At 64.8% G+C, this 22,323-nt stretch carries 19 protein-coding genes and 2 pseudogenes; 4 read left to right on the top strand and 17 right to left on the bottom strand.

Annotation, left to right across the window (positions count from 1 at the left end; all coding sequences use genetic code 11):
• Positions 1–352 precede the first annotated feature (352 nt).
• A complete protein-coding gene (locus tag ACFQV6_RS02750; RefSeq protein ID WP_378025665.1) occupies positions 353–478 on the bottom strand; it encodes a hypothetical protein in 126 nt (41 codons plus the stop codon).
• A gap of 350 nt (positions 479–828) precedes the next feature.
• On the opposite strand from ACFQV6_RS02750, the pseudogene ACFQV6_RS02745 reads away from it, so the two are divergent.
• Positions 829–2,067, top strand: a pseudogene (locus ACFQV6_RS02745) (IS701 family transposase).
• Here ACFQV6_RS02745 and ACFQV6_RS02740 read toward each other — a convergent pair.
• The 8 genes and pseudogenes from ACFQV6_RS02740 to ACFQV6_RS02705 form a co-directional block, all read right to left on the bottom strand.
• Positions 2,054–2,353, bottom strand: coding sequence for a hypothetical protein (locus ACFQV6_RS02740; RefSeq protein WP_378025664.1), 300 nt, complete (start codon positions 2,351–2,353; stop codon positions 2,054–2,056). The pseudogene ACFQV6_RS02745 and the gene ACFQV6_RS02740 sit on opposite strands and share 14 nt — an antisense overlap.
• 102 nt (positions 2,354–2,455) lie before the next feature.
• A complete protein-coding gene (locus ACFQV6_RS02735; RefSeq protein ID WP_378025663.1) occupies positions 2,456–2,824 on the bottom strand; it encodes a hypothetical protein in 369 nt (122 codons plus the stop codon).
• A 110-nt stretch (positions 2,825–2,934) separates the two neighbouring features.
• Positions 2,935–3,597, bottom strand: a complete 663-nt coding sequence (locus ACFQV6_RS02730) for a DUF6308 family protein (protein ID WP_378025662.1) — start codon at positions 3,595–3,597, stop codon at positions 2,935–2,937.
• An 888-nt stretch (positions 3,598–4,485) separates the two neighbouring features.
• Positions 4,486–5,308 (bottom strand): annotated as a pseudogene (locus ACFQV6_RS02725) (transposase family protein).
• A gap of 177 nt (positions 5,309–5,485) precedes the next feature.
• A complete protein-coding gene (locus ACFQV6_RS02720) occupies positions 5,486–5,749 on the bottom strand; it encodes a hypothetical protein (protein ID WP_378025661.1) in 264 nt (87 codons plus the stop codon).
• Complete coding sequence (locus ACFQV6_RS02715) at positions 5,746–6,486, bottom strand: hypothetical protein (RefSeq protein WP_378025660.1); 741 nt, start codon at positions 6,484–6,486, stop codon at positions 5,746–5,748. Before ACFQV6_RS02715 ends, ACFQV6_RS02720 begins: the two co-directional genes overlap by 4 nt.
• 4 nt (positions 6,487–6,490) lie before the next feature.
• The gene (locus tag ACFQV6_RS02710) at positions 6,491–6,799 is read right to left on the bottom strand and encodes a hypothetical protein (protein ID WP_378025659.1); all 309 of its coding nucleotides are present in this window, start codon (positions 6,797–6,799) and stop codon (positions 6,491–6,493) included.
• Positions 6,800–6,847: 48 nt separating this feature from the next.
• Positions 6,848–7,138: a hypothetical protein gene (locus tag ACFQV6_RS02705; RefSeq protein ID WP_378025658.1), complete on the bottom strand. Its 291-nt coding sequence runs from the start codon at positions 7,136–7,138 to the stop codon at positions 6,848–6,850.
• Positions 7,139–7,377: 239 nt separating this feature from the next.
• Here ACFQV6_RS02705 and ACFQV6_RS02700 point away from each other — a divergent pair, with 239 nt between their 5' ends.
• Entirely contained in the window at positions 7,378–7,713 is a 336-nt protein-coding gene (locus ACFQV6_RS02700; RefSeq protein WP_378025657.1) for an excisionase family DNA-binding protein, read from the top strand.
• Positions 7,714–8,176: 463 nt separating this feature from the next.
• On the opposite strand, the gene ACFQV6_RS02695 is transcribed toward ACFQV6_RS02700, so the two are convergent.
• Complete coding sequence (locus tag ACFQV6_RS02695) at positions 8,177–9,052, bottom strand: hypothetical protein (protein ID WP_378025656.1); 876 nt, start codon at positions 9,050–9,052, stop codon at positions 8,177–8,179.
• A 495-nt stretch (positions 9,053–9,547) separates the two neighbouring features.
• On the opposite strand from ACFQV6_RS02695, the gene ACFQV6_RS02690 reads away from it, so the two are divergent.
• Positions 9,548–10,819, top strand: a complete 1,272-nt coding sequence (locus tag ACFQV6_RS02690) for a hypothetical protein (protein ID WP_378025655.1) — start codon at positions 9,548–9,550, stop codon at positions 10,817–10,819.
• Positions 10,820–11,809: 990 nt separating this feature from the next.
• Here ACFQV6_RS02690 and ACFQV6_RS02685 read toward each other — a convergent pair.
• Complete coding sequence (locus ACFQV6_RS02685) at positions 11,810–13,054, bottom strand: hypothetical protein (RefSeq protein ID WP_378025654.1); 1,245 nt, start codon at positions 13,052–13,054, stop codon at positions 11,810–11,812.
• A gap of 736 nt (positions 13,055–13,790) precedes the next feature.
• On the opposite strand from ACFQV6_RS02685, the gene ACFQV6_RS02680 reads away from it, so the two are divergent.
• Positions 13,791–15,512, top strand: a complete 1,722-nt coding sequence (locus ACFQV6_RS02680; RefSeq protein ID WP_378025653.1) for a hypothetical protein — start codon at positions 13,791–13,793, stop codon at positions 15,510–15,512.
• A 139-nt stretch (positions 15,513–15,651) separates the two neighbouring features.
• On the opposite strand, the gene alaS is transcribed toward ACFQV6_RS02680, so the two are convergent.
• The 6 genes from alaS to ACFQV6_RS02650 all read right to left on the bottom strand — a co-directional run bounded on the left by alaS (position 15,652) and on the right by ACFQV6_RS02650 (position 22,256).
• Positions 15,652–18,315 (bottom strand): alanine--tRNA ligase, encoded by a 2,664-nt coding sequence (gene alaS / locus ACFQV6_RS02675; protein WP_378025652.1) that lies wholly within the window; start codon positions 18,313–18,315, stop codon positions 15,652–15,654.
• A gap of 213 nt (positions 18,316–18,528) precedes the next feature.
• On the bottom strand, positions 18,529–19,284 hold the full coding sequence (locus ACFQV6_RS02670; RefSeq protein ID WP_378025651.1) for an HAD family hydrolase: 756 nt from the start codon (positions 19,282–19,284) through the stop codon (positions 18,529–18,531).
• Positions 19,281–19,823, bottom strand: coding sequence for an orotate phosphoribosyltransferase (locus ACFQV6_RS02665; RefSeq protein ID WP_378025650.1), 543 nt, complete (start codon positions 19,821–19,823; stop codon positions 19,281–19,283). Before ACFQV6_RS02665 ends, ACFQV6_RS02670 begins: the two co-directional genes overlap by 4 nt.
• The gene (locus tag ACFQV6_RS02660; RefSeq protein WP_378025773.1) at positions 19,817–20,386 is read right to left on the bottom strand and encodes an LOG family protein; all 570 of its coding nucleotides are present in this window, start codon (positions 20,384–20,386) and stop codon (positions 19,817–19,819) included. The genes ACFQV6_RS02665 and ACFQV6_RS02660 overlap by 7 nt, the downstream gene beginning before the upstream one ends.
• A 5-nt stretch (positions 20,387–20,391) precedes the next feature.
• Complete coding sequence (locus ACFQV6_RS02655) at positions 20,392–21,297, bottom strand: hypothetical protein (RefSeq protein WP_378025649.1); 906 nt, start codon at positions 21,295–21,297, stop codon at positions 20,392–20,394.
• Complete coding sequence (locus ACFQV6_RS02650) at positions 21,294–22,256, bottom strand: aspartyl/asparaginyl beta-hydroxylase domain-containing protein (protein WP_378025648.1); 963 nt, start codon at positions 22,254–22,256, stop codon at positions 21,294–21,296. The genes ACFQV6_RS02655 and ACFQV6_RS02650 overlap by 4 nt, the downstream gene beginning before the upstream one ends.
• Between the last annotated feature and the right edge of the window lie 67 nt (positions 22,257–22,323).

The raw sequence follows: 22,323 nt of genomic DNA, 5'->3' as shown, positions 1-22,323 counted from the left end.
TACGGTGGTAAGCCAGTGTGCCGTGTGGTCCGGCTCGCCGGCTATGTCACTCGATCAGGCGATCACCCAGCCAGCTCGGGCAGAGCTGCCTTGGGCATGACCCGATTTGACGGGCAGGGTCGATGTGTTGATCCTATTCAGGCAGTTTGACGTGCTGGCAGGTCCTCATGGTCTGTGGCTTGTAGTCGGCGGGGCTGAGGTAGGGCGTGCGGTCGCCTACGGCGTACTCCGGCACAGGCCATCGTCATCAAGAAAGCAACCACGACAGACCGTAGTGCGGTCAGCACCTCGGTATCGGCCCGTCTACTCGTCCCCCTTCTCCGAGACGAAGACGCCGACACCCAGACAAGCCCTAAACGAGTCCCTTAGCCTTAAACCCTTGCACCAGCCCCGTATCGGCAGGCCCGTCGCCGTCGAGGTGATCGACCTCGAGGAGAGGGTGGTTGCCGGCGCCGTGCGGCTGCTCGGTGATGAGCATCGGGACACGCTGGGCGCCCAAGATGCCTCGCCGCCTCGTACTGGCAGGCGGGCCGCATCGCCGAGATAGTCAGCCAGTTGGAGAAGGTGGTCGCCAACCAGATGCAGCTGCGCGCCAGCCCGCCCTCAGCCCGGGGGAGGAGACCTCGCTCTCGAGTGCTGAGCGCTGCGTGGCGCCCTAATACTCCAGCAGGAGATCCGTTCTGAGCTGCGGTGACGGTGTGGTTTTGTCCGTGGACAGCAAGCAGCCACCGTCAAGTCTCAGTGGTTGTGTGGACCTCAAAAGACGCGGCGGTGGCTGCCGCCTACAGAGTAGACGCTCAGCGATGGTCTGAGCTGTTCGGCGAGCTGATGGACACGATCGAGGCACGCTTCACCCGGCCCGAACCCCGGCGCCGGGTCCGCGACTTCGTCGCCGGGCTGCTGGCGCCGTTGCCAGTGAAGAATTGCTGGACGATCGCCGAACATGCCGGCGACGCCAACCCTGGCGGGATGCAGGACCTGATCGGCCGGGCCAGTTGGGACGACGCCCTGGTCCGTGCCGACATCCGTGATTTCATCGCGGCCGTCTCGGGCATCCGGACGGGGTGCTGCTGGTCGACGAGACCGGCGATCTGAAGAAGGGCAACCAGACCGTCGGCGTGCAACGGCAGTACTCCGGCACCGCCGGGAAGATCGAGAACTGCCAGCTCGCAGTGCACCTGTCCTACGCCTCACCACTCGGGCACACCCTGGTAGACGTCGCGCTCTACCTGCCGAAAGCCTGGACCGACGACCCGCAACGACGCGCCGAAGCCGGGGTGCCTGACACCGTCGTGTTCGCCACGAAACCGCAGCTGGCACGCCGGCTGATCGAGACCGCGGTGGCCGGCGGGCTGCCTTGCCGGTGGGTCGCCGGCGACGAAGCCTACGGCGGTGACCCACAACTCGCCGCCGCGTTGCGAGGCCACCGACTCGGCTATGTCCTCGCGGTCGCCCGCTCGCACCGGGTCCCGACCGGCCTCGGCATCCAACGAGCCGACCAGATCGCCGCAGGCCTGCCGAAACAGGCCTGGCAGCGGATCTCGGCCGGAGCCGGCGCCGAAAGGCTACCGCTACTACGACTGGGCGTTCATCACCCTGCCGCACGCCGCTGACCAGCACCAAGGCCATCACTGGCTACTGATCCGGCGGAACCGCACCACCGGTGAGCTGGCGTTTTATCGTTGCTGGTCACCGCACCTCGTTCCGTTGCACCACCTGGTCGCCGTCGCCGGCAGGCGCTGGAGCATCGAGGAATCGTTCCAGGCCACCAAAACCGGCCTCGGTCTGGACCAGCACCAGCACCGCCGCTGGAAAGCTTGGCACCGCTGGACCACTCTGGTCATCGCCGCCCATGCATTCCTCGCCGCCGCGACAACGGCCAGCGCCGAGGGCCCGGATGGCCTGATCGCGCTCACGGTCAACGAACTCCGCCGACTGTTCCACGCACTGATCATCAACCCTGCACGACGCGTCGCCGACGTCATCGCCTGGTCCATTTACCGAAGGCGGCATCAAGCCACCGCCAAGACCAGCCACTACGCCCGCCAAGCCGTCACCGAGCCCTGAACCGGATCTCCTGCTGGAGTATTAGGTCGAGATGACGGAGCGCGTCCATCGTCGCGGCGAGGTTGCCGACCGCGTAGTCATAGCGTGCCGGCACAGGTTCGAGCAGCTCCAGCAGCATTGCCGCGCCGGTTCCACCACGAACCTCCGCAATGCCGTAGCCGAGAGCTGCCAGCTCGGCAATCACATAATCGAGCATCACCTCGCTGCGGAAACCGGTGACCGCGCCGTCGTAGAGCAGTTCGTAGTCCCATTGCCGCTCGGTCTCTGCCTCGGTGAACGACGCCATTCCGGCAGCTTACGGCGGCAGGTCCGACCATCCGGAGTCCCTACAGGCAAACGAACTTACATGCCGCGATCCGCGCTTGATGATCCAGGCGATGTTGCCGGGCTACCGGGGGTCGGCGGTGTCCCAGGCGTACTCGAACCGGTGCGGGTCGAGCTGCCACTCACGCAGAACGGTCAACAGCTCCAACTCATTGGCTGCGTCGGCACTGCCCAGCAGCGTCGCCCCAATGTCGTAGTAGAATTTGTCAAGCAGGTCGGCGTCGTACTCCCTGTGCTCAATCCGGAAAGACCGTGCAGTACTTTTGTTGGTCCATCCCTCACTGCTGGCCTGTGCGTCTCCTTCGACGGCGCCCGGTGTGATGTCGACGAAGGCACGCCGTCCCGGATCTGTTGCCGGCACCTCAATCGCTAAACGGCGGCCGAGCCGTAGCGCCGACAGTTTCGCGAGCGGCCATACAGGCTCGCCAGTCACGTTCGTTCTCGATACCTCACGAACACGGCATCACGGTAGACCATGATCCCGCGCATGCTGGCGCAACGCTCTCTCATGGCACGATCCGCGCGGACGGCCGGCTTGTGCCGCTATGAAGGCGCTGGAGTTGCTGAGTCGGGCTCAGATACGCCAACCGATCTGCGGGCGGTCCGGGCACTGCTCGAACGGCTATGCCGTGTCCAGATCGCGACATCTAGCAGCCGCAGCAGGCTCGGCGAGGCAACACCGTCCGGTCGAAGTGCTTCGATATCGTTGCGGAGAACGGGATCGGTCAATGCTGCGGCGAGCGTCGCCCAGAACTGGTTCTTAGGAGGAGCCAGCACTCGAAGCACGACGTCGTCATGGATGGGTACAAGCCTCGGCCGCTTGCGTGCGAGGAGCTTGCTCGCAATTACTGTGCCAACCCCAGGAAGCCCGTCCAGCCATTGATGCAAAACGGTTGCTGACCCCAGGACCTCGGGACTGGCGTCCCATAGGTCTAAGTCGTGCGGGATCGCAGCGAGCTTCGAGGCGACATGATCCCCGCTGCTCGCCAGCTTTCGAATTGCCCGGGGCCGCCAAGAGATGTCCAGCAACGTCGTGGCGAGCAGGTCGTCGAGGACAAGTGCATAGGGTGGATTTTCACCTACAAGGTCGTAAGATATACCGGCGAACGGCCTGTCTGGATCAAAGTAGGTTGCGACGAGCCGATTGATGCGAGGGACGATAAGCACACCGCGAATGCGACCGCGCATCAAGTCTTCAGCCTTCATCGCACGACCATGCCATACCGGGCCTCACACCGGCGGCTTCACGGTCGGTCGAGGTGTCCCCGCAACGCCGTTGCGAAGGTCGGGTACCCTAACCGGCAAGTGCCATCCCTCGGGAGGCATCTGACCGTCTGGCAATGCTCTACAGCGAACTCCGGTGCCGACCACTGGACAAGCGATCTACTTTTGAAGCCAGGCGGAACACGAGCGAATCTACAACGGGCCTGTCCCCTCTCAACGCGCGTGGTCAGAGCAGCAAAAGGCTTCTGCTAGTCGGAGCAGGACCTCAGTCATTGGCCCGTAGGTGGCCGAGCTGGGTCCTGCGCGTCTCCAGATCGGTCGCCCGAAGCGTAGGAGACCGTCGTGGAGAATCAGCCAACCCAGTCGAGCCCATTCCCATGGGCTGCCCTCATTTTCGTCGGCGTACCTGTAGCGCGAGCCGTTCTTGTCGCTATCGTCGCCCTCTCAGGTTCCGACTCGGAGGACCGAGCGGACATCATTAAGGCAGCGGCCCGGTTCAACTCGCTGACATAGCTACTCAACGTACGTCTCTGGCAGCGGGGCGCGGTCACTTTCAAGTCATCGCACCCCGCGAGCCGGCAGCAACTACGGCCCATCGGCCATGGCGAGCAACGTACTGACATGCCGCCGCGAGCGCGATGGTTGTGGACCTATGAGGTGCCGAGCAGCGGTCATCGCTTGGGGAGAACCTCACGAAGGTGCACCGCTGCCCGGCACCCGAACAGAGTAGGCGTCTCGCATCACGGGCGGCCCCGGACTATCAGGGTCAGCGCCCGGCAACGCACCTACCAGCTCACTAGACGCGCTGACTTCCCGAAGCCGGTCGCGGAACTACAGGCTGGGAAAGTCTGGCGGGTCAATGAGCCGTTTTCATCCTGCGTAACGCGGTGACTCGACGTGGTGCAGGACGAGGATGGCCTGCACGATTGCGGTGGCTCGACGCGGGCAGCAGCGCAGCTTGACCAGGATTTTCCAGGTCTTGGGGGTGGCGATGGCCCGTTCGCCGCGGGCGCGGATCTTCGCGTGGGCGCGGTTGACGGCCTTCTGCCGGCGGGACAGCTTGGGCCGGAATCGGCGCCGCTTGAACGGGGTCCGCACGCTGCCGCGGGCGCCCTGATATCCCTTGTCGGCGAAGGTCATCACCTTCTCGCTGGTCAGGGCGTCGATGATGCTGTGGGTGCGGGCGGCGGTCAGATCATGCGCCGAGCCGGGTAGTGCCGGTGATGCCCAGATGAGCCCGGCCGGCGGCGTCGGCGATGACCTGCACGTTCACGCCGTGGCGTTGGTGTTTTCCGGAGTAGTAGGGCCTCTGGTCGGCGACCCGGTCGATCGGGATCAGCGTGCCGTCCAGGATCGCGTACGCGAGCGGCCGGATGCGTGCCATGGCGGTGTTCAGGTCGTCGGCGGCTGCGCTGAGCAGGGCGATGGCTTCCTGCACGTAGCGCCAGGCGGTGGCGACGCCGATCTGGAAGCCTGCCGCGAGGCGGGTCTAGGTGTCGCCGTTGCGCAGCTGGGCCAGGGCGAGCAGGGCTTGGCGGCCGGGCTCGAGGCGCCGCCATCGGGATCGGCGCTGCTGGCGGTGGCTGCGGATGCGGTCGGCGAGGTGGTTTAGGGTCCGGCTGGACAACGGAATCGTGGCGGGTAGGACAGCATGGCGAGGCTCCCGGTCGGGGCTTCGGGTCTTGGTCGACAGCTGTCCTATCTGGAGCCTCGCACCCCTCGATCATCGGGTCCGCCACACCCGCCCTGAGCTGCAAGATCAGCTTGGAAAGGCTCAATGACATCGAAGCGTGGATCAAGGAACGGCGTCCGCATCAGGACGACACCGACTGACAGTGCAATCGGCGGGTCACCTCAGTTGATCCTGCCCTTACGTTGGGGTTTCGCGCTGGTCGACGTACTCGGCCAGTGCGTTGTCGTCGAGGCCGTGGAACCAGTTCAGGAAGTCGGGCAGCCTGGGGCTGATCGCTTCCGCCGCGGTGGAGGTGGCCATGGCTTCGGCCAGGCTGAGTCGCCCGTTGAGCACGTCGTCGGCCAGGTCGCGTAGGCGCAGGTCGCAGCTCTCGTTTCGTAGGTGTTCGAGGAGCCGTTCGACCAGCCGGTCGTCGTCCGGTGTCTGTTGGTGACTGTTCACAGCTCGCTCGTTTCGGGGTGGTGGTAGGCGGCTTGCGGCAACGGGTGCCGGGCCAGCGCACTGGTGTCGCCGGACGCGGATTGGATGAAGCCGGTGGCGGTGCCGATCACTGCTGATCCGGCGGCGATGATTTCGCGGGCACGAGCGGTCATCTGTCCGATCTTGTATGCCTCGTAGGCGGCGACTCCCCATCCGGTGACGAACCCGACGCCGGTCTGGATGGTGGCCGTGCCGACCGCGGCGCCCAGCGCGCCGATGAGCGCGGAGTCAGCAATGTCCTTCATCAGGCCCGACAACGCCTCGGTGAGGCGGTAGGTGCCCTCGGCTGCCTGCTCGTAGCCCTTCGCCAGTTCGGTCAGCGGGATGCGTTGCGCGCTGACCGCAGCGCTCAGCGCGGTGAAGCAGGTGTAGGCCGCGTCGGCGGCGTTACCGTCCCAAGACTGGTCGAGCTGGATGTTACCGGCCGATACGTTGACGCCGATGTCCTGCAGCGCGCCGGCGAGTGCCCGGTAGGCGCCGGCGCACTGCCAGACCAGCTCCCAATCACCGCTGACCGCTGCGGCGGCGTCGCCGAAGACGTCGTAGCCGGACACCGTTTTGACGAACTCGTTCACGAGGTGGGTGGGGCTCAGCCAGTCCAGGGCGGCGGTGCTGCTGAACGGCTGGCCCAGGATCGACTCGCTGTGCCCGGTCGGGCTGGTCAGATGCTGCAGCGGCTCGGCCGCGTCGGCGAACACGATGTCAATCCCGCCGCGGAGTAGGGCGCTCGATACGCGGATAGGCGTTGTCGAGTGCAGCGGCCGCGTGGTGGTCGGTACGGCGGTACACCGCCGACGCAGCGGCCAGTTGATCCTGCGAGGTGTCCAGCAGCGTCACCAGATGCTCCAGCATTGCGGTCAACTGACGCCGCACCCGCAGATGCTCGTAGGTGAGTGGATTGATGATGCCACCGGTCACCGGCGAGATCTCCGGCACCCACGTGCCGAAGTAGATTCGGCAGTCCCGGGCATCATCGGCGGCCCTGCCCAGCAGGCCGGCGAAGCCGTCCAAGTGTGACGGCTCGACACGAAAAACGGCCATCGATTTCCCCGTTCGAGATCAGACGACGAGTGCCCGGATGCCGTACAACAGCACGTCACCCAGCACAATGAGCACCGCAGCGATGGAAAGTCGCAGTCCCGAACTGCGCGGCTCGGCGGCCAACATGCCGCCCACCGCGAACACCACACCGACGAGGTTGATCGGCGCCGCGACGAACACCGAGATCCACTCCTTGTCAGCCGCCCCGGGATCAGAAGCCACCAACGCGAGACCGGCAACCGGCGCAACCGCAAGGAATACCAACAGCAACCCCACGAACCAGCGCAACTGACGTGTCGTGTCGTCCATCCGCTTAGCCCCTCGCTCCCGACAGCTACCGGAGAATATCGATCCGGCACGATTCCGGTTCACCGTCAATCGCGGCTCGTCCATGACAGAACTGCACGAGCAGCAAAGTGATCTCGTGACCGCTCCTGGCGCCGAGTAGTGCTCAACCAAGCTCCGGAGTGCGCTCCGGACATGGGAGGGCGCACACCATCGAGCTACACGGATCGGATACAGCCTTCACTCGTGGCTAGGGTGACTGCATGGGCAGCAACGATGTTGACCAGGCAATACAGCGACTTGCGGACGCCGCAGGATCGCTCACCATCGACCAAAGGCTACGGATCGCAGCACTCCTGGCTCAGCCGCCAGAGCCAGTGGCGGCCACACCACGGGACTACCCGGCAGCTAACCTCGTAGCCGCTGACTCGATTGTGCTTACGGTCGAGGAAACAGCTGAAGTGTTAAGGGTCGGCCGAACGACCGTCTACGACTTGATCAAAACCGGCCAGCTGAGCAGCATCATGATCGGGCGACTCCGCCGGGTTCGGCACACCGGTCTGACGACCTACCTCCATCAAGCAGCCGGCGACGAGTAGCTGGCCGACATTGCATGAGCGCTCCCCGACCTCGGAAGACGCTGTTCGGTGCTCCTCACGGCCGACAAGAACGGCCAACGAGCAGCACAAACACGCTCGCCGGGAGAATCGACGCTGCTCCCCACGCATGACACCTCGGCCCGCGTTCCAGAGACCGGCCAGATCGGGAGACCCGCAGAAACCGGCAAGACGCCTGGCGGGGAGCAAGCTGGGAGCACACCACCGCCCGGCGACACCCAAAAGAGTCCGTCTTACCATCGCGCTGCTCCCATCAGCGAAGCATCTACCGCAGTTCGCGGTCACCAACCGTAGTCGGGATGGACGGCCCAGCCATGATCGCGTTTCCGGACAAGTAGCCGATGTGAGCGCGTATGTAGCGAGTTCAAGTGGCCGACGCGGCCTTCCTGAGCGGTTGTCTCCGCAAGTCCCATGACGCCTGCATCCGTGAAGGCCAGCCCAGCGGCTACAGCGGAGACCCGCAATGCGGACAGTAACCGCGAACCTGCTGGGAGAATGGTATACCGCTTTTGGTAGCGTGAGCCATGTCGGCTTTAGCGTCGAGGAGGCCGGGCGGGTATTCATCTTCACGAAGGATGCGCGCCGTTCCGTCCTCTTCAATAATTGCGAAGTCGAAGTTGACGCCGTCAGCCCAAGTGAGTTCCATAAAGCGGGCTTTCGTAGTGTCTTGAACGCACCGACACAAATCCCGAACCGCCGATGCAACACTTAGTATTCTGGCGCTGCGCGAGCGCGCTGCCAATACGACATCTTCCCGTTCAATCACAATTTCGAAGACATCGCCAGGCTCAACCATCGCCGCGCCATCAATCTTTCCGGCGCCGACGGCATACTCATCTAGGTGTTCTGAGATATTGCGCAAATCTGTAACATGGAAGGTCTTTTGACTGAATGTCCTCAGGGCGGCGATTATGTGCCCGTTATTGTTCAATCGCTTGTGCAGGTCCCGCGCGATCCTCTCCATTCTCCGAGCGCAATTTATGATCGCCAGGGCGTCAATGCGCGCCACAAACTGAACTTGCTGGCGCTTGTTCCATGCCCTTGGGCCGACGGCGTTGTTAAAGTTCTTCAAGTCCGCCGCGAGCCGACGCTCGTGGATTGAAAGCTCCTGCAATAGAGCCTCCAGCGACGTCTCACCCCTTAGTCGTTCAAACCCTTCACGTGAAGCTCGGGTTGGCAGAAAGACAATCTCGCCAGGCTCATCTACGCCCTTTTGTTCGCGCAGCTGATCGCCTGCATCGACGGCAATCGCTATCAGCTGGGAGTCTTGGGGTGCGATATCCATGGCAATTGTAACGGCAGTATCAGCGAAATCATCCATCCACGCGCTCAGGAAGCCGCTATTGCCTTCAATGGTGATGGCAAACCAGACGTCTCCATCTTCGGCCTCTCGGCCTATCGAGGTATCAGCCCGGCGCCATCTCGTGTAGGCGGCGAACTCGCGAACCCATGATAATAGTGCGCGACTCGGCGGAGCCGCTATTCGGAATTGAACTGTCCGCCAACCCATTATCCTCCGCTCAACAAATCATGCGAAGTGAGGCTCCCACCGCGCCGATGACGGCCAGTGTCTCCAGGCATTATTCTACGTCCAAGTCATACGCTCCCGGCAAGCTCATTTGTTGGACGCACTAAACATGCAGCCGTCCCTGCGGATCGGCCCGCGCCGCACGACGGCGCGTGGGAGGGGTTGGCCGCTGGCATCGGTATAACGGGTGGCTGCCGAGCCGTGCCAACGGGTGTGACCGCGACACCTGGAACCCAGCAGACGCCTCCCGTAACCTCGAAGCCATAATCCGTTGAGCGGAGAGTAGGTATGAGTACGTACAAAAGCATCTATATTGATGGCAAGGAAGTCTTCTCTTTTCGGAATGAATTCCATCCCGAAACGGTCTACTACTTCCCGCTAACCGACTTGCGGACCCTCCAAGGTCAAGACGCCTTGCCATATACGGTTGGCGCCTACGGTGGTGATCCTTTCGAAGACGACATCTCCGAGCTGGAGCTGCCGGTCTTCATGGCACCGGCGCGTTCCATTAAGGAACGACTCGACGTACTCGGATACGGCGAAGCGCTCGTGCGCTGGTTGTATAAGCAGATTCTCAGCGAGGGCGCGTCTGGACTTTACAAAGTAGTGGGACCTGATAGTCAGGACGGCATAGGCGATCCACTCACGCTCGAAGACTGGCCCCACGAAGACTGGAAGGTGGACGTCAAAGAGCATGTGCAGAGGAAGATGCGAAACAATGATGCGAATGGCTCCTCTAACCTGAGGGATATTGGACCCCTCGCGATCTTTCAGGATTGGGATGAGCGGATTGTGGTGCGCGCGATTGTTGAAGCGGCCGAGGACACTGCACTAGTTGCGGTTGATGGCTGGGAGCTTGTAGAAAACAACTGGATAGAACCCAGCTACGATGAGGGCAAAGCCGATTCCTTCGGATCTGTCGATCTGAATCATGGAGAGGGAGTGGGACCACCAATCATCATTACTGAGGGCAGCTTCGACGCGTTCGTGTTAAGAGACACAATCGCATTGCTCCGACCGCACCTTGTTCCATTCGTCAAATTCCTGGACTACGACACAGGGGCCGAAGGAGGTGCCGCCGCGGCGGTCCGAACGCTCAAATCCTTTGCCGCCGCCGGCGTTGCTAACCGAATTGTCGCCATCTTCGACAATGACAGCGCCGCTTACGAGGCCGTTATGGCACTAGAATCCACTCGGCTACCCGACCATTATCGGGTCACGCACTATCCCGATCTCGCACAAGCTGCCGCCTACCCCACTCTTGGCCCTCAAGGGCAAGCGACCATGAACGTCAACCGCTTAGCCGGGTCCATCGAACTCTACCTCGGCGCAGACGTACTCTTGGACGCCAGCGGGCTACAGCGTCGAGTTCAGTGGAAGGGTTATATGGGAAAGGTCAAGGCCTACCAAGGAGAAGTGCTCGACAAAAGCGCGATTCAACGCGCGTTCCGGCACAAGCTCCAGGCGGCACATGCAGATCCAGCCCTAGTTCATTCTCAAGATTGGTCCGGCATGCAGCTGATCATTGATCACTTGATCAATGAACTTGGCTCATTCTGAAGTTACTCTAGCCGCGATCCGCTCGACCTGATCGTCGAGTGGGAGAGCACCGCAAGCCAGGCCGCTGACCGGCTCCGCGAGCAGATCACCGCGCTCACCGCCCAACTGGCCCGCCTCGACAGCGAACGGGCCGACCTGAAGACCACTCGCACGGCCCTGCAACAACTTGCCGCTGACCAGTTCACCGCTGATGCCCCGACCATCGCCAGTGCCCCGTATCAACAAATACTGGCCGTCCTCGCCGCCAACCCCGCCGCGATGCGCGCCAAGGACATCTACCTTGCCGTCGGCGTCGCCCCATTGCGAAACAGGTCGAAGGCGCCCGAACGCCTCAAACGCATGGTCACCCGCAGAATTCTGACCAAGATCGGACCAGGAGTGATCACCCTCTCCCCGAAACGGACCTAACCTCCCTACCGTCCTGAAACGGACGGATCCGCATCGCGGACGGATTCTCCCGGCAGAGCATCACCGAGATCACGTGCTCCGTCTCGGCGGCCTGCAGCGTGGCCCAAGCGACGCGGGTGGGCATATACACCTCCAAAGCTGACAGGCGAGCCTATCTCGCGCGTGGACGCGAATTGGCCCGGCAGCCAACCGAAGCAGGCCTGCATGCCGGCCGACCGCTCGGTCGAACTGGACTTGTGGCCTTGCGCGGCTCTTAGGTCAGATGCGCGGATCTGCCGCAGTCCGTATCAGCGGGGCGCGTCCTCATTAAGCAAGGCGCGGACCTGCTGGACGGACAGGAAATTTCGCCCCACCGGGGATTAACGCGAGGGAGCGATCCCACCGCATGGCCGGGCTGGGGTCGTACTGGAATGAAACAAATAGGCCGCGTTCCAGGCGTCTAGCCACTGCTTGTTCAGCGCCAGTACAGCAACTGAAAGGCTCGGCCGCAGGCAGCCGTCAAGGATCGAGGTGCCCTTCGTTATGGCTTTGGCCCACCTGGCGTACCGCTCTCCGCACCGGAGCGCGAACGTCCGTACCCGGCTACGTCCAGTCCGACGGATTCTCATCGAGTCGGCCCCAGCCTTCTGCCCCTTCAGACGGCAGCCCGCTGGGCGGGTCTGCGGCAGCGTAGAGGTACTCCCCGAACCTGTCCCCGTCCGTGGCGAGCGCGAGCCCGAGCACCCATCCCGAGGCAGTCACGCGCCAGTACATGACCTCGCTACCATCACCCCGTACCCGCTGCTGGATTCCATGATCCTCAGGCAACCCTCGCTTTCCGAAGTCGGCAGCGTCGTAGACCCCAGCCACTAAGTCAGCGCGGAAACTTCCTTGCCGGCGGTGCCACCCCATCGCTGAGGTTCCCAGCAGACGAAGAGCATCTCGGGTCTCGTCGAACTCCCGGTCGTCGACCCGCCGCCCTCGCTCGTCCAAGTCCTGGCTTCCAGCGTTCCGGACCTGTCGCTCCATCTTGCGCGCCTGAACAATCTCGCGGGCCTTCGGCAGCGCCCACTCCACAAGAGCGTCCAGGACCGACCATGTCTTGGCCGAGTTGACGCGGGTGTCATAGGCGAGCTCTCGACCGTGGAGTATGCCGTGGCGAGAGAGACTTCCCGCAGTCTGCGTCTCCCTTACATCCTGTCCGTAGGTAGCCTGGAGAGCGATCAGGCACGCCTCGATGCTGACCAACTGTTCGGGATCTAGCAGATCCGCCTTTTGCGATCCCTTCGTAAAGAACTTCTTGCCCCCGGTGACATCCATGACGACGCCCTCCAGGTGCGCATGGAGGAGCGGGATCGAGGCGTCGTACCGGCCTGCCAGGTGGTGGTCCCTAGCCAGTCCGAGAAGCCGGGCGCGCTCGCGGAACAAACGGTGAAGTTCCGGATCGGCGGCACCCATGCCTGCGACCCGGTCGCAGATCAGCTTCATGCGCCCCGCTCCGTCGCCATCCCATTGGTCAGCCAGCAGACCATCGGCCTCGTCGCCCCGGCCGGATTCAGCCACCTCGACTGCGTGACGCACTGCCTCCGCGTCCATCCTCATAACGGCCCAGCCTCGCGGCCCGAGAACCCGGACGGCAGCCGCGAGCCGCTCGACGGACGTGCGGTACCCAACGCCGACGGCGGCAAGATGCCCCCACGACTCGGCAACGTCCACCCCTACGCGATGCAGGAAATCGGGGACATCATGGCTGCCATGAATCACGGCGTTGATCAGGGTGCGGTTCTCGCCGGTGGGGTCAACGGCGCGCCACACCTGGTCGCGGATGATCGGATCCTGGGTGGACATGCGACCATCATGGCAGCGGCTCGCCTGCAGGACCTACCCACTTTGGGCGCAGCACCCTGTCCGCCCTTTGCTTTGGTGACGATTTAAGCGTCGCTCAGATGCGCAGGCCGCTCGCACGGACTGATCCAGCGCACCAGGCGCGGAACAGCATGCTGGTCGCCATGTCGGCCACCCTCGGCTCGACCGCATACCGCACGCCCTTGATCACGGTGTAGAGCCGCGCCCAGTGGATCCGGGCACGTGCACGCCGCCGCGCTCACGCCAGCACCTCACCGGTCTGTTCGACGCCGTCGTCCGGCTCGCGTCACTCCCTCGGCTTAACCCCGGTCGCGCTGGCGACAGCGTCGACGTCGCGATGCGCGTATGCGGTGCGCACCCCGGAGATTGACATGCCGGCAGCGGAGGCAGGTCGCCAAGGGTGTAGGGGGCGGGGCTGGACAGACCATCTGCATCCGGAGGGCTGAGGGCGAGAGTGGGACTCGCGACCGTCGCCAGCGCGGCCTCGGGCGCCGTATGCGCCTTCGTACGTTGGATCCGCGAGGGCATCGGCGAGGGCAACTAATCGGACCCCGGCGCCCGCCGGACCAGCGTTGCCGGTGCGGCGGGCGCCGCAGCTCTCAAGACTGGCCTGTGCTGAAGCCGAGCGACCGACGCACCGCCCACGACCGCGTGGGCCAGCGGCGTCATCCATACGTGTGACATCGGGTGGCCAGCGGCATCATGCGATCATTTTGGGATGCTCCAGGTCATCACGGGGATGTACTTCCGTGACGTCGCGCTGAACGCGACGGAGCATCGGCGGACCCTGTACACCAACGCAGACTTCTCGGTCGTCGGGCCAGTCGACCTGCCCGTAGGCAACCTGACACCGGCGACTGACACAGAGCTCGTGAACACCGTCTTGCTTGAATACACCGAGCGGTTGGAAGCCGTCATGCCCGACGGCACCGAGGACTTCATGATTTCAACTGGTGGAGACGAGATCGCTGATGATCTAGCCGTTGTACTGTCGTTTGCTCTGAACGCTACGTTCACGCCGATCCGGGAGAAGGCCGACCGCCTGATCAAAAAGCCCTCGGGCTCAACCCGACGGTTGGTGCCCGCGGACGTCCTGCCCCGCACGTTCACTCCGCGCCTGATACTGCGTGCTACCGACGTCGAGGCTCTGCTCGCCTTCACAACGAGCCTGCTCGCGCTCAACCGCAGGGCGTATGAACAGGCGATGAGAGCAATACGCCGCATCGTCAACGCCAGCGAGCAGGTCGCCGAAGACCCCACGCTTGCCTACACCGACTACGTCGCAGCGCTGGAATCTCTATCGGTAGACACCGAGGTCCCTAATGCGGGATGGGACCGTTACCCGCACGAGAAGAAGAAGATCTTCGACCCGGTGCTGGCCAAGTTGACCAGAGAACAAGCCGAACAGATGCGCTCGGCGATAATGGAGGCGGAAAAGGCGGGCGTCGCCGCGCGTTACAAGGCGTTCATGCATAGCCACATCCGCCCCAGCTTCTTCCGCGAGGAAGCCGTCGGTGTGGTCCGGCCCGTGACCGAGCCCGCCCTACCGCTGCTGGTCGCCCAGTCGTACACCACCCGTTCGAAAAGAGTCCACGAGCTCAGGGAACTGCGCCGGGAGACTTGGCTGCATGCCGGCGGCGCCCACACTGTCGATGTGCCTGGCGTCGGGCTGATACTCACGCACGAGGGCCTCAACCGGCTGGCGCGGCACGTAGTCAGGACCTTCGCCCAGCGCGGCTCGACCGAACTCGACCGCACCTACCGATGGCGTGATCACCTACCCAACGTCATCCAGGTCCGGTTGGCTCCGGAGCTATACCTTGGAAACTTTGAAGCAATGACGAAGTCCACCGCTGCCGCCAGCGCCGGTGAATTCTTCGGCTACGTCATTGAGGTCCTGGCCGGACGCGACGAACAGCTACGCGTCGACATGCGCCCGGTGCTCGAACGCATCGAACGCATGCTGGCCACGCACCGCAAGCGTGCGGTCCGCGAGCCGATGCTGGCCATTTACCTGCTGTGGCACCGGCTGATGGAACCCCAGTTCCACCGTCCCGCGCCCGACGAGGTGCTTACGGCGGCACTCACAGAACTTCAGGAACCGAGCATATTCGCGTTCACCGCCGGAGTTCTGCTCGGCTGTACCCCACCGTGGTCCACGGACGACCTATGTGATCTCGCCGAGCAACGGTACGAGGACATGCGCCGGCGCCAGCCCGTCGAGTTGCCCCCGCGAGTAGACGCCGCGCTCTGGGCGCTCGTCGCGCAACGCCTACTGGACGACGGCGCACCTACGTTAGCCCACGCGTCGATCGACCGGGCGGTGAAGTGCTCCCCGGGCGACGAGGACGTCATGGCACTTGAGGAGCGGTTCGCCGCCGGCCGCCAGCTAGACGATCTCGACCTGCAGGCGCTGATCCTCGGCCGGCTTCTCGGCTGATTGCTCGGACGATGCAGTGCATCGCTGGCCGGACGCGGCGATTACAGGTTGGCGCCCTGCCGGGGCACGTCTCAGACCTCCGAAGGCCCCGGGCACCCGGGGCCTTCGTCATGCCTGAGTTGGCGCGACGTTCCGGCCCTTACGTCCGCATCGCTGTGATCAGCGCGGCTTCGGCCTGCCCGAGCGCACCGTGGAGCGCTTCGGCGTTGCGTCCTCCAGCGCTGGCCAGCGGTCCGGTTCCGCCCGCTCCGCCGCCGATCATCTTGGCCGCCTCGATCAGCAGGTCGCGTGCTTGCACGCCCCGAGCGTGTAATTGATCGTTGATCGCTGCGGTGAGTTGCGCCTTCCCGTTGGTTAGGGCGGCGAGGATGACTCCCGCAGCGGTGTCGGCGGGCAGGTGGCGCAGGACGGCTGAGGCTAGGGTGCGCAGTTCGGCCGCTGTCACATCGTTGATCACGGCCGTTACGAGCGTGCGACCGTCAATGGTGCGGCGCTGCTTGGCGAGGCGGCTCTCGATGGCCTCCAGTTCCTTTTGGCGGTGGTCGGCTAGAGCTTTCTCCGCGTCGGCCAGCGCGGCGAGTCGCTTGGTTAGGACGTCGATGATGTCGTCTGGACGGGCACCGACGAGTTGAGTGATCTCCCCGAGGAGGCGGCGTTCGTGGTCGGCGTGCCGGAGGGCGTCGCTGCCGGTGAGGGCCTCGATGCGGCGTAGGCCGGCGCCGATGGAGGATTCGCCGAGGATGCGGACGGGTCCGGCTTGGGTGCCGTGGCCGACGTGAGTGCCGCCGCATAGTTCGCGGGAGGCGTCGCCGATATCGACGATGCGGACGTGGTCGCCGTACTTGTCGCCGAAGAACGCGGTCGCACCGGCTGCTTCGGCCTCGGCCCGGGTGGCATGCCAGACGCGCACCTCAGGGTCGTCCAGAAGGTAGTCGTTGACCAGGACGCCGATGGTGTTGAGCTGGGTTTGTTCGACGGGCGCAAAGTGCGCGAAGTCGAACCGAAAACGACCGGGTGCTACCAGGGAACCTTGCTGGCGGGCGTGGTCGCCGAGGCTGCGGCGTAGCATCGAGTGGAGCACGTGCGTGGCGGAGTGTGAGCGGGCGGTGGCTGCCCGGCGGTGGGGGTCTACGACGGCGCGGGCGGCGCGGCCGGTACGGGCTTCCCCGGCGGTGACCATGCCGGTGAGGATCTGGAATCCATCGAGTCCGTTGCGGGTGTCCGTGATGTCGATGGTGGCGCCGTCGCTGGTGGTGAGTGTGCCGGTGTCGCCCACCTGCCCGCCGGACTCGGCGTAGAACGGGCTGCGGGCGACAACGATCTCGACCTCCTGGCCTCGCTCGGCCGCCTCTACCGCTCTGCCCTGGCGGAGCAGGGCCAGCAGATCCGTGTCTGCGCTGGTATGGGTGTAGCCGATGAATTCGGTACGGCCGTGTTCGGCGAGCAGTGCGCGGTAGGTGTCCTGACGGCGCATGGCGTCCGCGGTCTTACCCTTGCCGCTCGTCTTCGCCCGTCGTCGTTGCTCGTCCAGGAGGTCGGCGTAGCGGTCGGAGTCGACGGTGAGTCCGGCGGCGTGGGCGGCTTCGAGGGTGAGGTCGATGGGGAAGCCGTAGGTGTCGTGCAGCTCGAACGCGGTCTCTCCGGCCAGCCGGTTCGTACCGGTGGCGCGGGTGCGGGCGATGGCGGCGTCGAGCAGGCGGGTGCCTTGGCGCAGCGTCGTGCCGAACGTTTCCTCCTCCCGGGTGACGACCGCGAGGATCAAGGACCGCTGTGCTTGCAGCTCGGGCCAGTCCTGACCGAGGTTGTCGATGACGCTGGTGCCCACGTCTGCCAGGACCGGCCCGTCGATGCCCAGGGAGCGGGCGTGGCGGATTGCTCGGCGCATCAGCCGACGCAGGACGTAGCCGCGGCCCTCATTGGAGGGCAGCACCCCGTCAGTGATGAGGAACGCCGTAGAGCGGGCGTGCTCGGTCACGACCTGGAACGACACGGACTCGTCGCTGCCGTCGTGGCCGGGGAACGGGCGACCGGCGAGACGTTCGACGGTGGCGAGGGTGGGGGCAAGTAGGTCGGTCTGGCAGACGGTGTCAACGCCTTGCAAGATCGCGGCGATGCGGTCCAGGCCAAGCCCGGTGTCGATGCTCTTGTTCGGCAGTTCCCCGACGATCGGGAAGTCGTTCTTGCCGTTCCCGGGTCCGCGCATGTTTTGCATGAACACCAGGTTCCAGATTTCTAGGTAACGCTCGCCGTTGGCCTCGGGGCCGCCGGCGGGGCCGAAGGCTGGGCCACGGTCGTAGCAGACCTCCGAGCACGGTCCGCAGGGGCCGGGTACGCCCATGGACCAGAAGTTGTCGTCCATACCCAAACGCTGGATCCGTTCGGCCGGTACGCCGACCTGTCGCCACAGGTCGGCGGCCTCGTCGTCGTCCTGGTAAACGGTGATCCACAGCCGGTCGGGGTCGAGCCGGTAGTGCTCGGTGAGCAGCTCCCAGGCGTAGGTGATGACCTCGCCTTTGAAGTAGTCACCGAAGGAGAAGTTGCCCAGCATCTCGAAGAACGTGGCGTGCCTGGTCGTACGACCGACGTTGTCGATGTCGGAGGTCCGCGCGCACTTCTGCACCGACACGGCACGCGGGTACGGCGGCGGGACTTCGCCGAGGAAGTAGGGCTTGAACTGGTTCATGCCGGCGTTGGCGAGCAGCAGGGTCGGGTCGTCCGGCACGAGCGGGCTGGACGGCACCCGGGTATGCCCGCGGCTGGTGAAGTAGTCGAAGAAGATACGACGGATCTCGGTGGAACGCATAGCAGGGCCTCACATGGGCAACGGGATCGCGAGCGCACCTGGAAACCCCGCACCAGCCATTCCGCAGAGGAACACAGGGGGTGCGGGGGTCCTCGCCGGTGTTCGTCCAGGCACAGTTCGCTAGGGCTACAACGGTGGGATGAAGTCAGGTCACGCCGAGCCAGGCCGAGGGGTCAAGCGAGGACGTAAGCCTCGTTCCCCAGCTCGGCGCAGCTAGCTCGCCGCCCCACCATGCCCATGCCCGCGTGTATCCGCTCTGCCGTCGTGCCCACCGCTGTCTACGGGCTGATCCCGGATCGCGCGGTGCCGTTGGAAATCGTAGCCTACCGTGACCGGCGGGCGGCCCAGCGCCATCGCCACGATGTCGACGGGCTCGAGGAGTAGCAGGTCCGCCCGCGCCTCGGTGAGCGCGTCCGCGTCTCGGTAGCCCCATAACGCGCCGCCGGTGCGCACACCAGCGGCATGGCCAGCCCGGATGTCGGAGGCAGTGTCGCCGACAAAGCACGCCTGGTCGGTGGCGACGCCGAGCCGATCCAGGGCCAGCCAAATCGGATCGGGGGCGGGTTTGGGCGGGGCGTCCTCGAAGCACACGATCGTGTCCACGAGGTCGTGGACCTCGCCCAGGTCGAGCAGGTTGACCCGGCGGCGGCGTTGCAGCGTGACGATGGCTTGCCTGCATCCGGCAATCCGGATGCGCCACATCGCTGCGGTTATTCCCGGCACCAGGGCAGCCTTGTGGACGTGGCGAGCGTAGGCGGCGTCGAAATGAGCGTCGAAGACTTCGGCGGCATGGTGGACGCCAAGGGCGGCAAGGGCACGAACCGGCGGCAGGTAAGCCAGGTGTTGGACCTGCTCGCGTGGTGGTGTGGTGCCCAGCGCCGTACGGGCGACGTCTTGCAGGGTGTCGATCACCGTAGTCCGGCTGTCCACGATGACTCCGTCCAGGTCATAGAGAACGGCGTGGATCATGATGGTCTCAGTGACGGCGGGGGCCTCGTTGCGGTCTCGTCCACGACGCCGGTAACGGTGATCCCGTGGCCGGCCAGCAGAGTCTTCGCTCCGCCTCGGCGGATGAGGATCGCGACAGCCGCCGTCGGCAGGGTTCCGGCATTGCGGAGCGCGGCGGCGGCGATCAGGATCTGCCCGCCGGAGCGGATCACGTCGTCCACCATTGCCACCCGCGCCCCGGACGCGGGCTGACCCTCGACCTGTAGACGGGTGCCGTACGGCTTCTCCGTCTTGCGGACCAGGGCTACTGGGAGGCCGGTAGCTGCCGAAACCGCGAGCGCGAACGGGACCCCGCCCAGCTCCAGCCCGGCGACGGCATCCACATCCGGCGGCAGCAGCGCGGCCAGTGCCCGTCCGGTCTGGGCCAACAGGTCAGGGTCTGCCGCTATGCGGTACTCATCGAAGTACGACGTGAGGATGCTTCCGTTCGGGAGGGTATAGCGGCCGGTCACGGTGCCGACGGTGATGACCCGCTCGACCAACGCCGTGGTGCTCAGCATGGTTCGCTCCGATGGGTGCTACCCGGTCGTGTGAGCAGTCGGGCGAGGTCGGCGCTGTCGCTGATCTCGTGCAGGAAACCCAGCGGTCGCGTCGGGGATGCGTAGATCCACCCTTGGAAGCGCAGGAACGCGGTGAGTCGCTGCGCGGTGGCCCCGGCGATCACCACGGGCACGGGCCGGATGTTGCCTGCGTACCAGATCGCGGCGGTCATCTCATGCAAGGTGCCGATACCGCCGGCCATCGCGATGACGATGTCAGCCTCGTCGAGGTAGGCGTGCATGCGCTCACCCATCGTCGCCAGGAGTCGGGCCTCGGTGACGTGTGGGTTGAACTCACCCCATTGCATTCCGTCGAGGGTGACTGCGGCGACGGATCCGCCGTGCTCGGCGGCACCTTTCGCGGCGTGTTCCATGAGGCCGTTGTAGCCGCCGTGCAGCAGCACAAAGTCGTGTACGGCGAGCATGGCGCCGACGTCATGGGCAAGGTGTTCCTCGTCCGGCGACGCCGGGATGCAGCCACCGAAGAACACGGCACTACGCGGGCCGATATCACCAGAGGTCATGGCGGTCACATCAGCTCCAGGTACTGCCAGTAGGCACTGATGGCCGTGCGGAGCCCGGCGACGGCGTCGGGCGCTGCCCTGTCGGCCACATCGAGCGCCGTGCTCAGCGCGGCGGTCAGGTCGTTGGCCGCCGGGATGGGATGGCCGGAGATCAGCCGATCGAGATCCGCCAGGCATTGCCGCCCGATCGGCGTCGCGCCGATCTCCTCGGCAAGCTGATACCAGCCGTAGAACGCCGATCCGGGCGCGAGCGCCGTCTTGATCAGATTCTTGGTGGCGGTGTGCAGCGCGAACATCTCGGCATAGGCGACATAGCGTTGACCGCGGGTGATCCGCTTACGGATCATGTGACCGAGGACCAGGATCTCGACTAGCAGCTCTTGGCCGGTGTACGGCCGCTCCAAGGTGCTGTTGATCAGCCAGTCCACCTGGCTGTGCCGTTGGGTGTGCTGACCCTCGGACTGGTAGACCGGCATCGCCTTTGTTCGGGCGAGCACGGTGTCCAGGCGGCTGACCGGGACCGCGTACAGGTCGATCTGGTGCAACTTGCCTTCGTGCGGGACGAGGAACACGTAGCCGAGTCCGCCCATGCGGGCCACGATCGTGTCGCGCCAGCCCGGGAGGATCGCGCCGAGTTCGGCGCTCATGAGGGTGTCGATAATGCGGATGAACGGGCCGAAGCTCGGGTCATGCACGGCGACAATGAAGTCCAGGTCCGACAGCCGGTCAGCGGTGCCGGTGGCCAGAGAACCGCGCACGTGCAACGAGTGCACGGCGTCACTGCCGCTGATCACCTCAACGGCCTTCTCCAGTAGGCCGAACTGGCGAGGCAGGTTCACGGCGGCGACGTCATCCAACAAGCGGGTGCTGCTCACGGGGGTCTCCAAACTGAAGGGACGCACGAAGGTCAAGCCAGGCCGAGCATCACGTTCTTCTTGGACCGCCACCGCTCGGCGTCGCCGTCGCGGTGCAGACCGGCGTACATGTCGGCGACCAGGTCATATGCCCTTCCTTCAGCAAGCGCGTACTGGTAGAACAGCCCCAGCAGGGCGGTCTCAGCGGCGTGGTCGTAGCCCAGCTCGGCCAGGCCGGTCGCGGTCGTGACCGTCTCATCGAGCACCGACTGCGAAGGTTCCGGCAACCGCGCGGCATCCCCGGCAGCGGCAGCATCACCCTGGTTCAGGTCATGGAATGCCGCGTCGGCGTAGCAGTCGATGATCAGATGGATGCGTGACGGTCCGTACCTGTTGCACACGCCGTGCGGACTCGTCGGGGTCAGCCGCCACACCCGGCCGACGCTCATGTGCACCTTCGTGCCACCGACCACCAGATACGCCGACGGGTTCGTCACCACCGGCACGTGCAACCGGTGCCGCTCGACCTCATCCAGCTCTCCGTAGTCGCGGTGCTCCCACAAAAAGGCACCATGATCCAGGCGGGCCAGCCGAGCCCACATGCACCTGACGCCCAGACCGGCAAGCAACTCCTGCACCGCAGGCATCCGCTCTAGCAAGGCCGTAAAGCGAGGCTGCGGACAGTCGCGGATGGTGACATCACGCGGATCGCCGGAGTCGTTCATCAGCGACAGCGTGTGCCATCCGCCGTTCTGATAATCGCCATACTCGGTCACCCAATCACGAGGCACCGTCAGCGCCTCGTGACGCAAACGTTCCACCGTGCTGGACTCCAAGTGCCGCAGCGCGGCGACTTCCGCCGGAAGCGCCACCTCGGCAACGGGCATAACCGTCATCTGTCTTCCTTCTTGAACTCGGGGGATGGTGCCCTTCTGGATCGGCCGCTTGCGAACGATCTCGCTGGTGGTGGGCAGTGCGCCGAGGCAGCGGAGGATCAGGCCGGGCGCACCGCCCACCCGATTGCGGCACCGTCAGGCCGGTGACGTGCCGCAGCCCTACGCGGTTGTCCGGGGACATCAGGCG

The organism is Actinoplanes sp. GCM10030250 (assembly GCF_042666575.1).
Taxonomy (GTDB): Bacteria; Actinomycetota; Actinomycetes; order Mycobacteriales; family Micromonosporaceae; genus Actinoplanes.
The sequence above is the reverse complement of the archived record's forward strand: the minus strand, read 5'-3'. Positions and strand labels throughout refer to the sequence as shown.

What these genes read in the sequence shown, in the direction of transcription:
- ACFQV6_RS02750 (WP_378025665.1), bottom strand. Translation starts at nt 478, where the DNA reads ATGCTCATCACCGAGCAGCCGCACGGCGCCGGCAACCACCCTCTCCTC.
- ACFQV6_RS02740 (WP_378025664.1), bottom strand. Translation starts at nt 2,353, where the DNA reads ATGGCGTCGTTCACCGAGGCAGAGACCGAGCGGCAATGGGACTACGAA.
- ACFQV6_RS02730 (WP_378025662.1), bottom strand. Translation starts at nt 3,597, where the DNA reads ATGAAGGCTGAAGACTTGATGCGCGGTCGCATTCGCGGTGTGCTTATC.
- ACFQV6_RS02705 (WP_378025658.1), bottom strand. Translation starts at nt 7,138, where the DNA reads ATGGACGACACGACACGTCAGTTGCGCTGGTTCGTGGGGTTGCTGTTG.
- ACFQV6_RS02700 (WP_378025657.1), top strand. Translation starts at nt 7,378, where the DNA reads ATGGGCAGCAACGATGTTGACCAGGCAATACAGCGACTTGCGGACGCC.
- ACFQV6_RS02695 (WP_378025656.1), bottom strand. Translation starts at nt 9,052, where the DNA reads ATGGATGATTTCGCTGATACTGCCGTTACAATTGCCATGGATATCGCA.
- ACFQV6_RS02690 (WP_378025655.1), top strand. Translation starts at nt 9,548, where the DNA reads ATGAGTACGTACAAAAGCATCTATATTGATGGCAAGGAAGTCTTCTCT.
- ACFQV6_RS02685 (WP_378025654.1), bottom strand. Translation starts at nt 13,054, where the DNA reads ATGTCCACCCAGGATCCGATCATCCGCGACCAGGTGTGGCGCGCCGTT.
- ACFQV6_RS02680 (WP_378025653.1), top strand. Translation starts at nt 13,791, where the DNA reads ATGCTCCAGGTCATCACGGGGATGTACTTCCGTGACGTCGCGCTGAAC.
- alaS (WP_378025652.1), bottom strand. Translation starts at nt 18,315, where the DNA reads ATGCGTTCCACCGAGATCCGTCGTATCTTCTTCGACTACTTCACCAGC.
- ACFQV6_RS02670 (WP_378025651.1), bottom strand. Translation starts at nt 19,284, where the DNA reads ATGATCCACGCCGTTCTCTATGACCTGGACGGAGTCATCGTGGACAGC.
- ACFQV6_RS02665 (WP_378025650.1), bottom strand. Translation starts at nt 19,823, where the DNA reads ATGCTGAGCACCACGGCGTTGGTCGAGCGGGTCATCACCGTCGGCACC.
- ACFQV6_RS02660 (WP_378025773.1), bottom strand. Translation starts at nt 20,386, where the DNA reads ATGACCTCTGGTGATATCGGCCCGCGTAGTGCCGTGTTCTTCGGTGGC.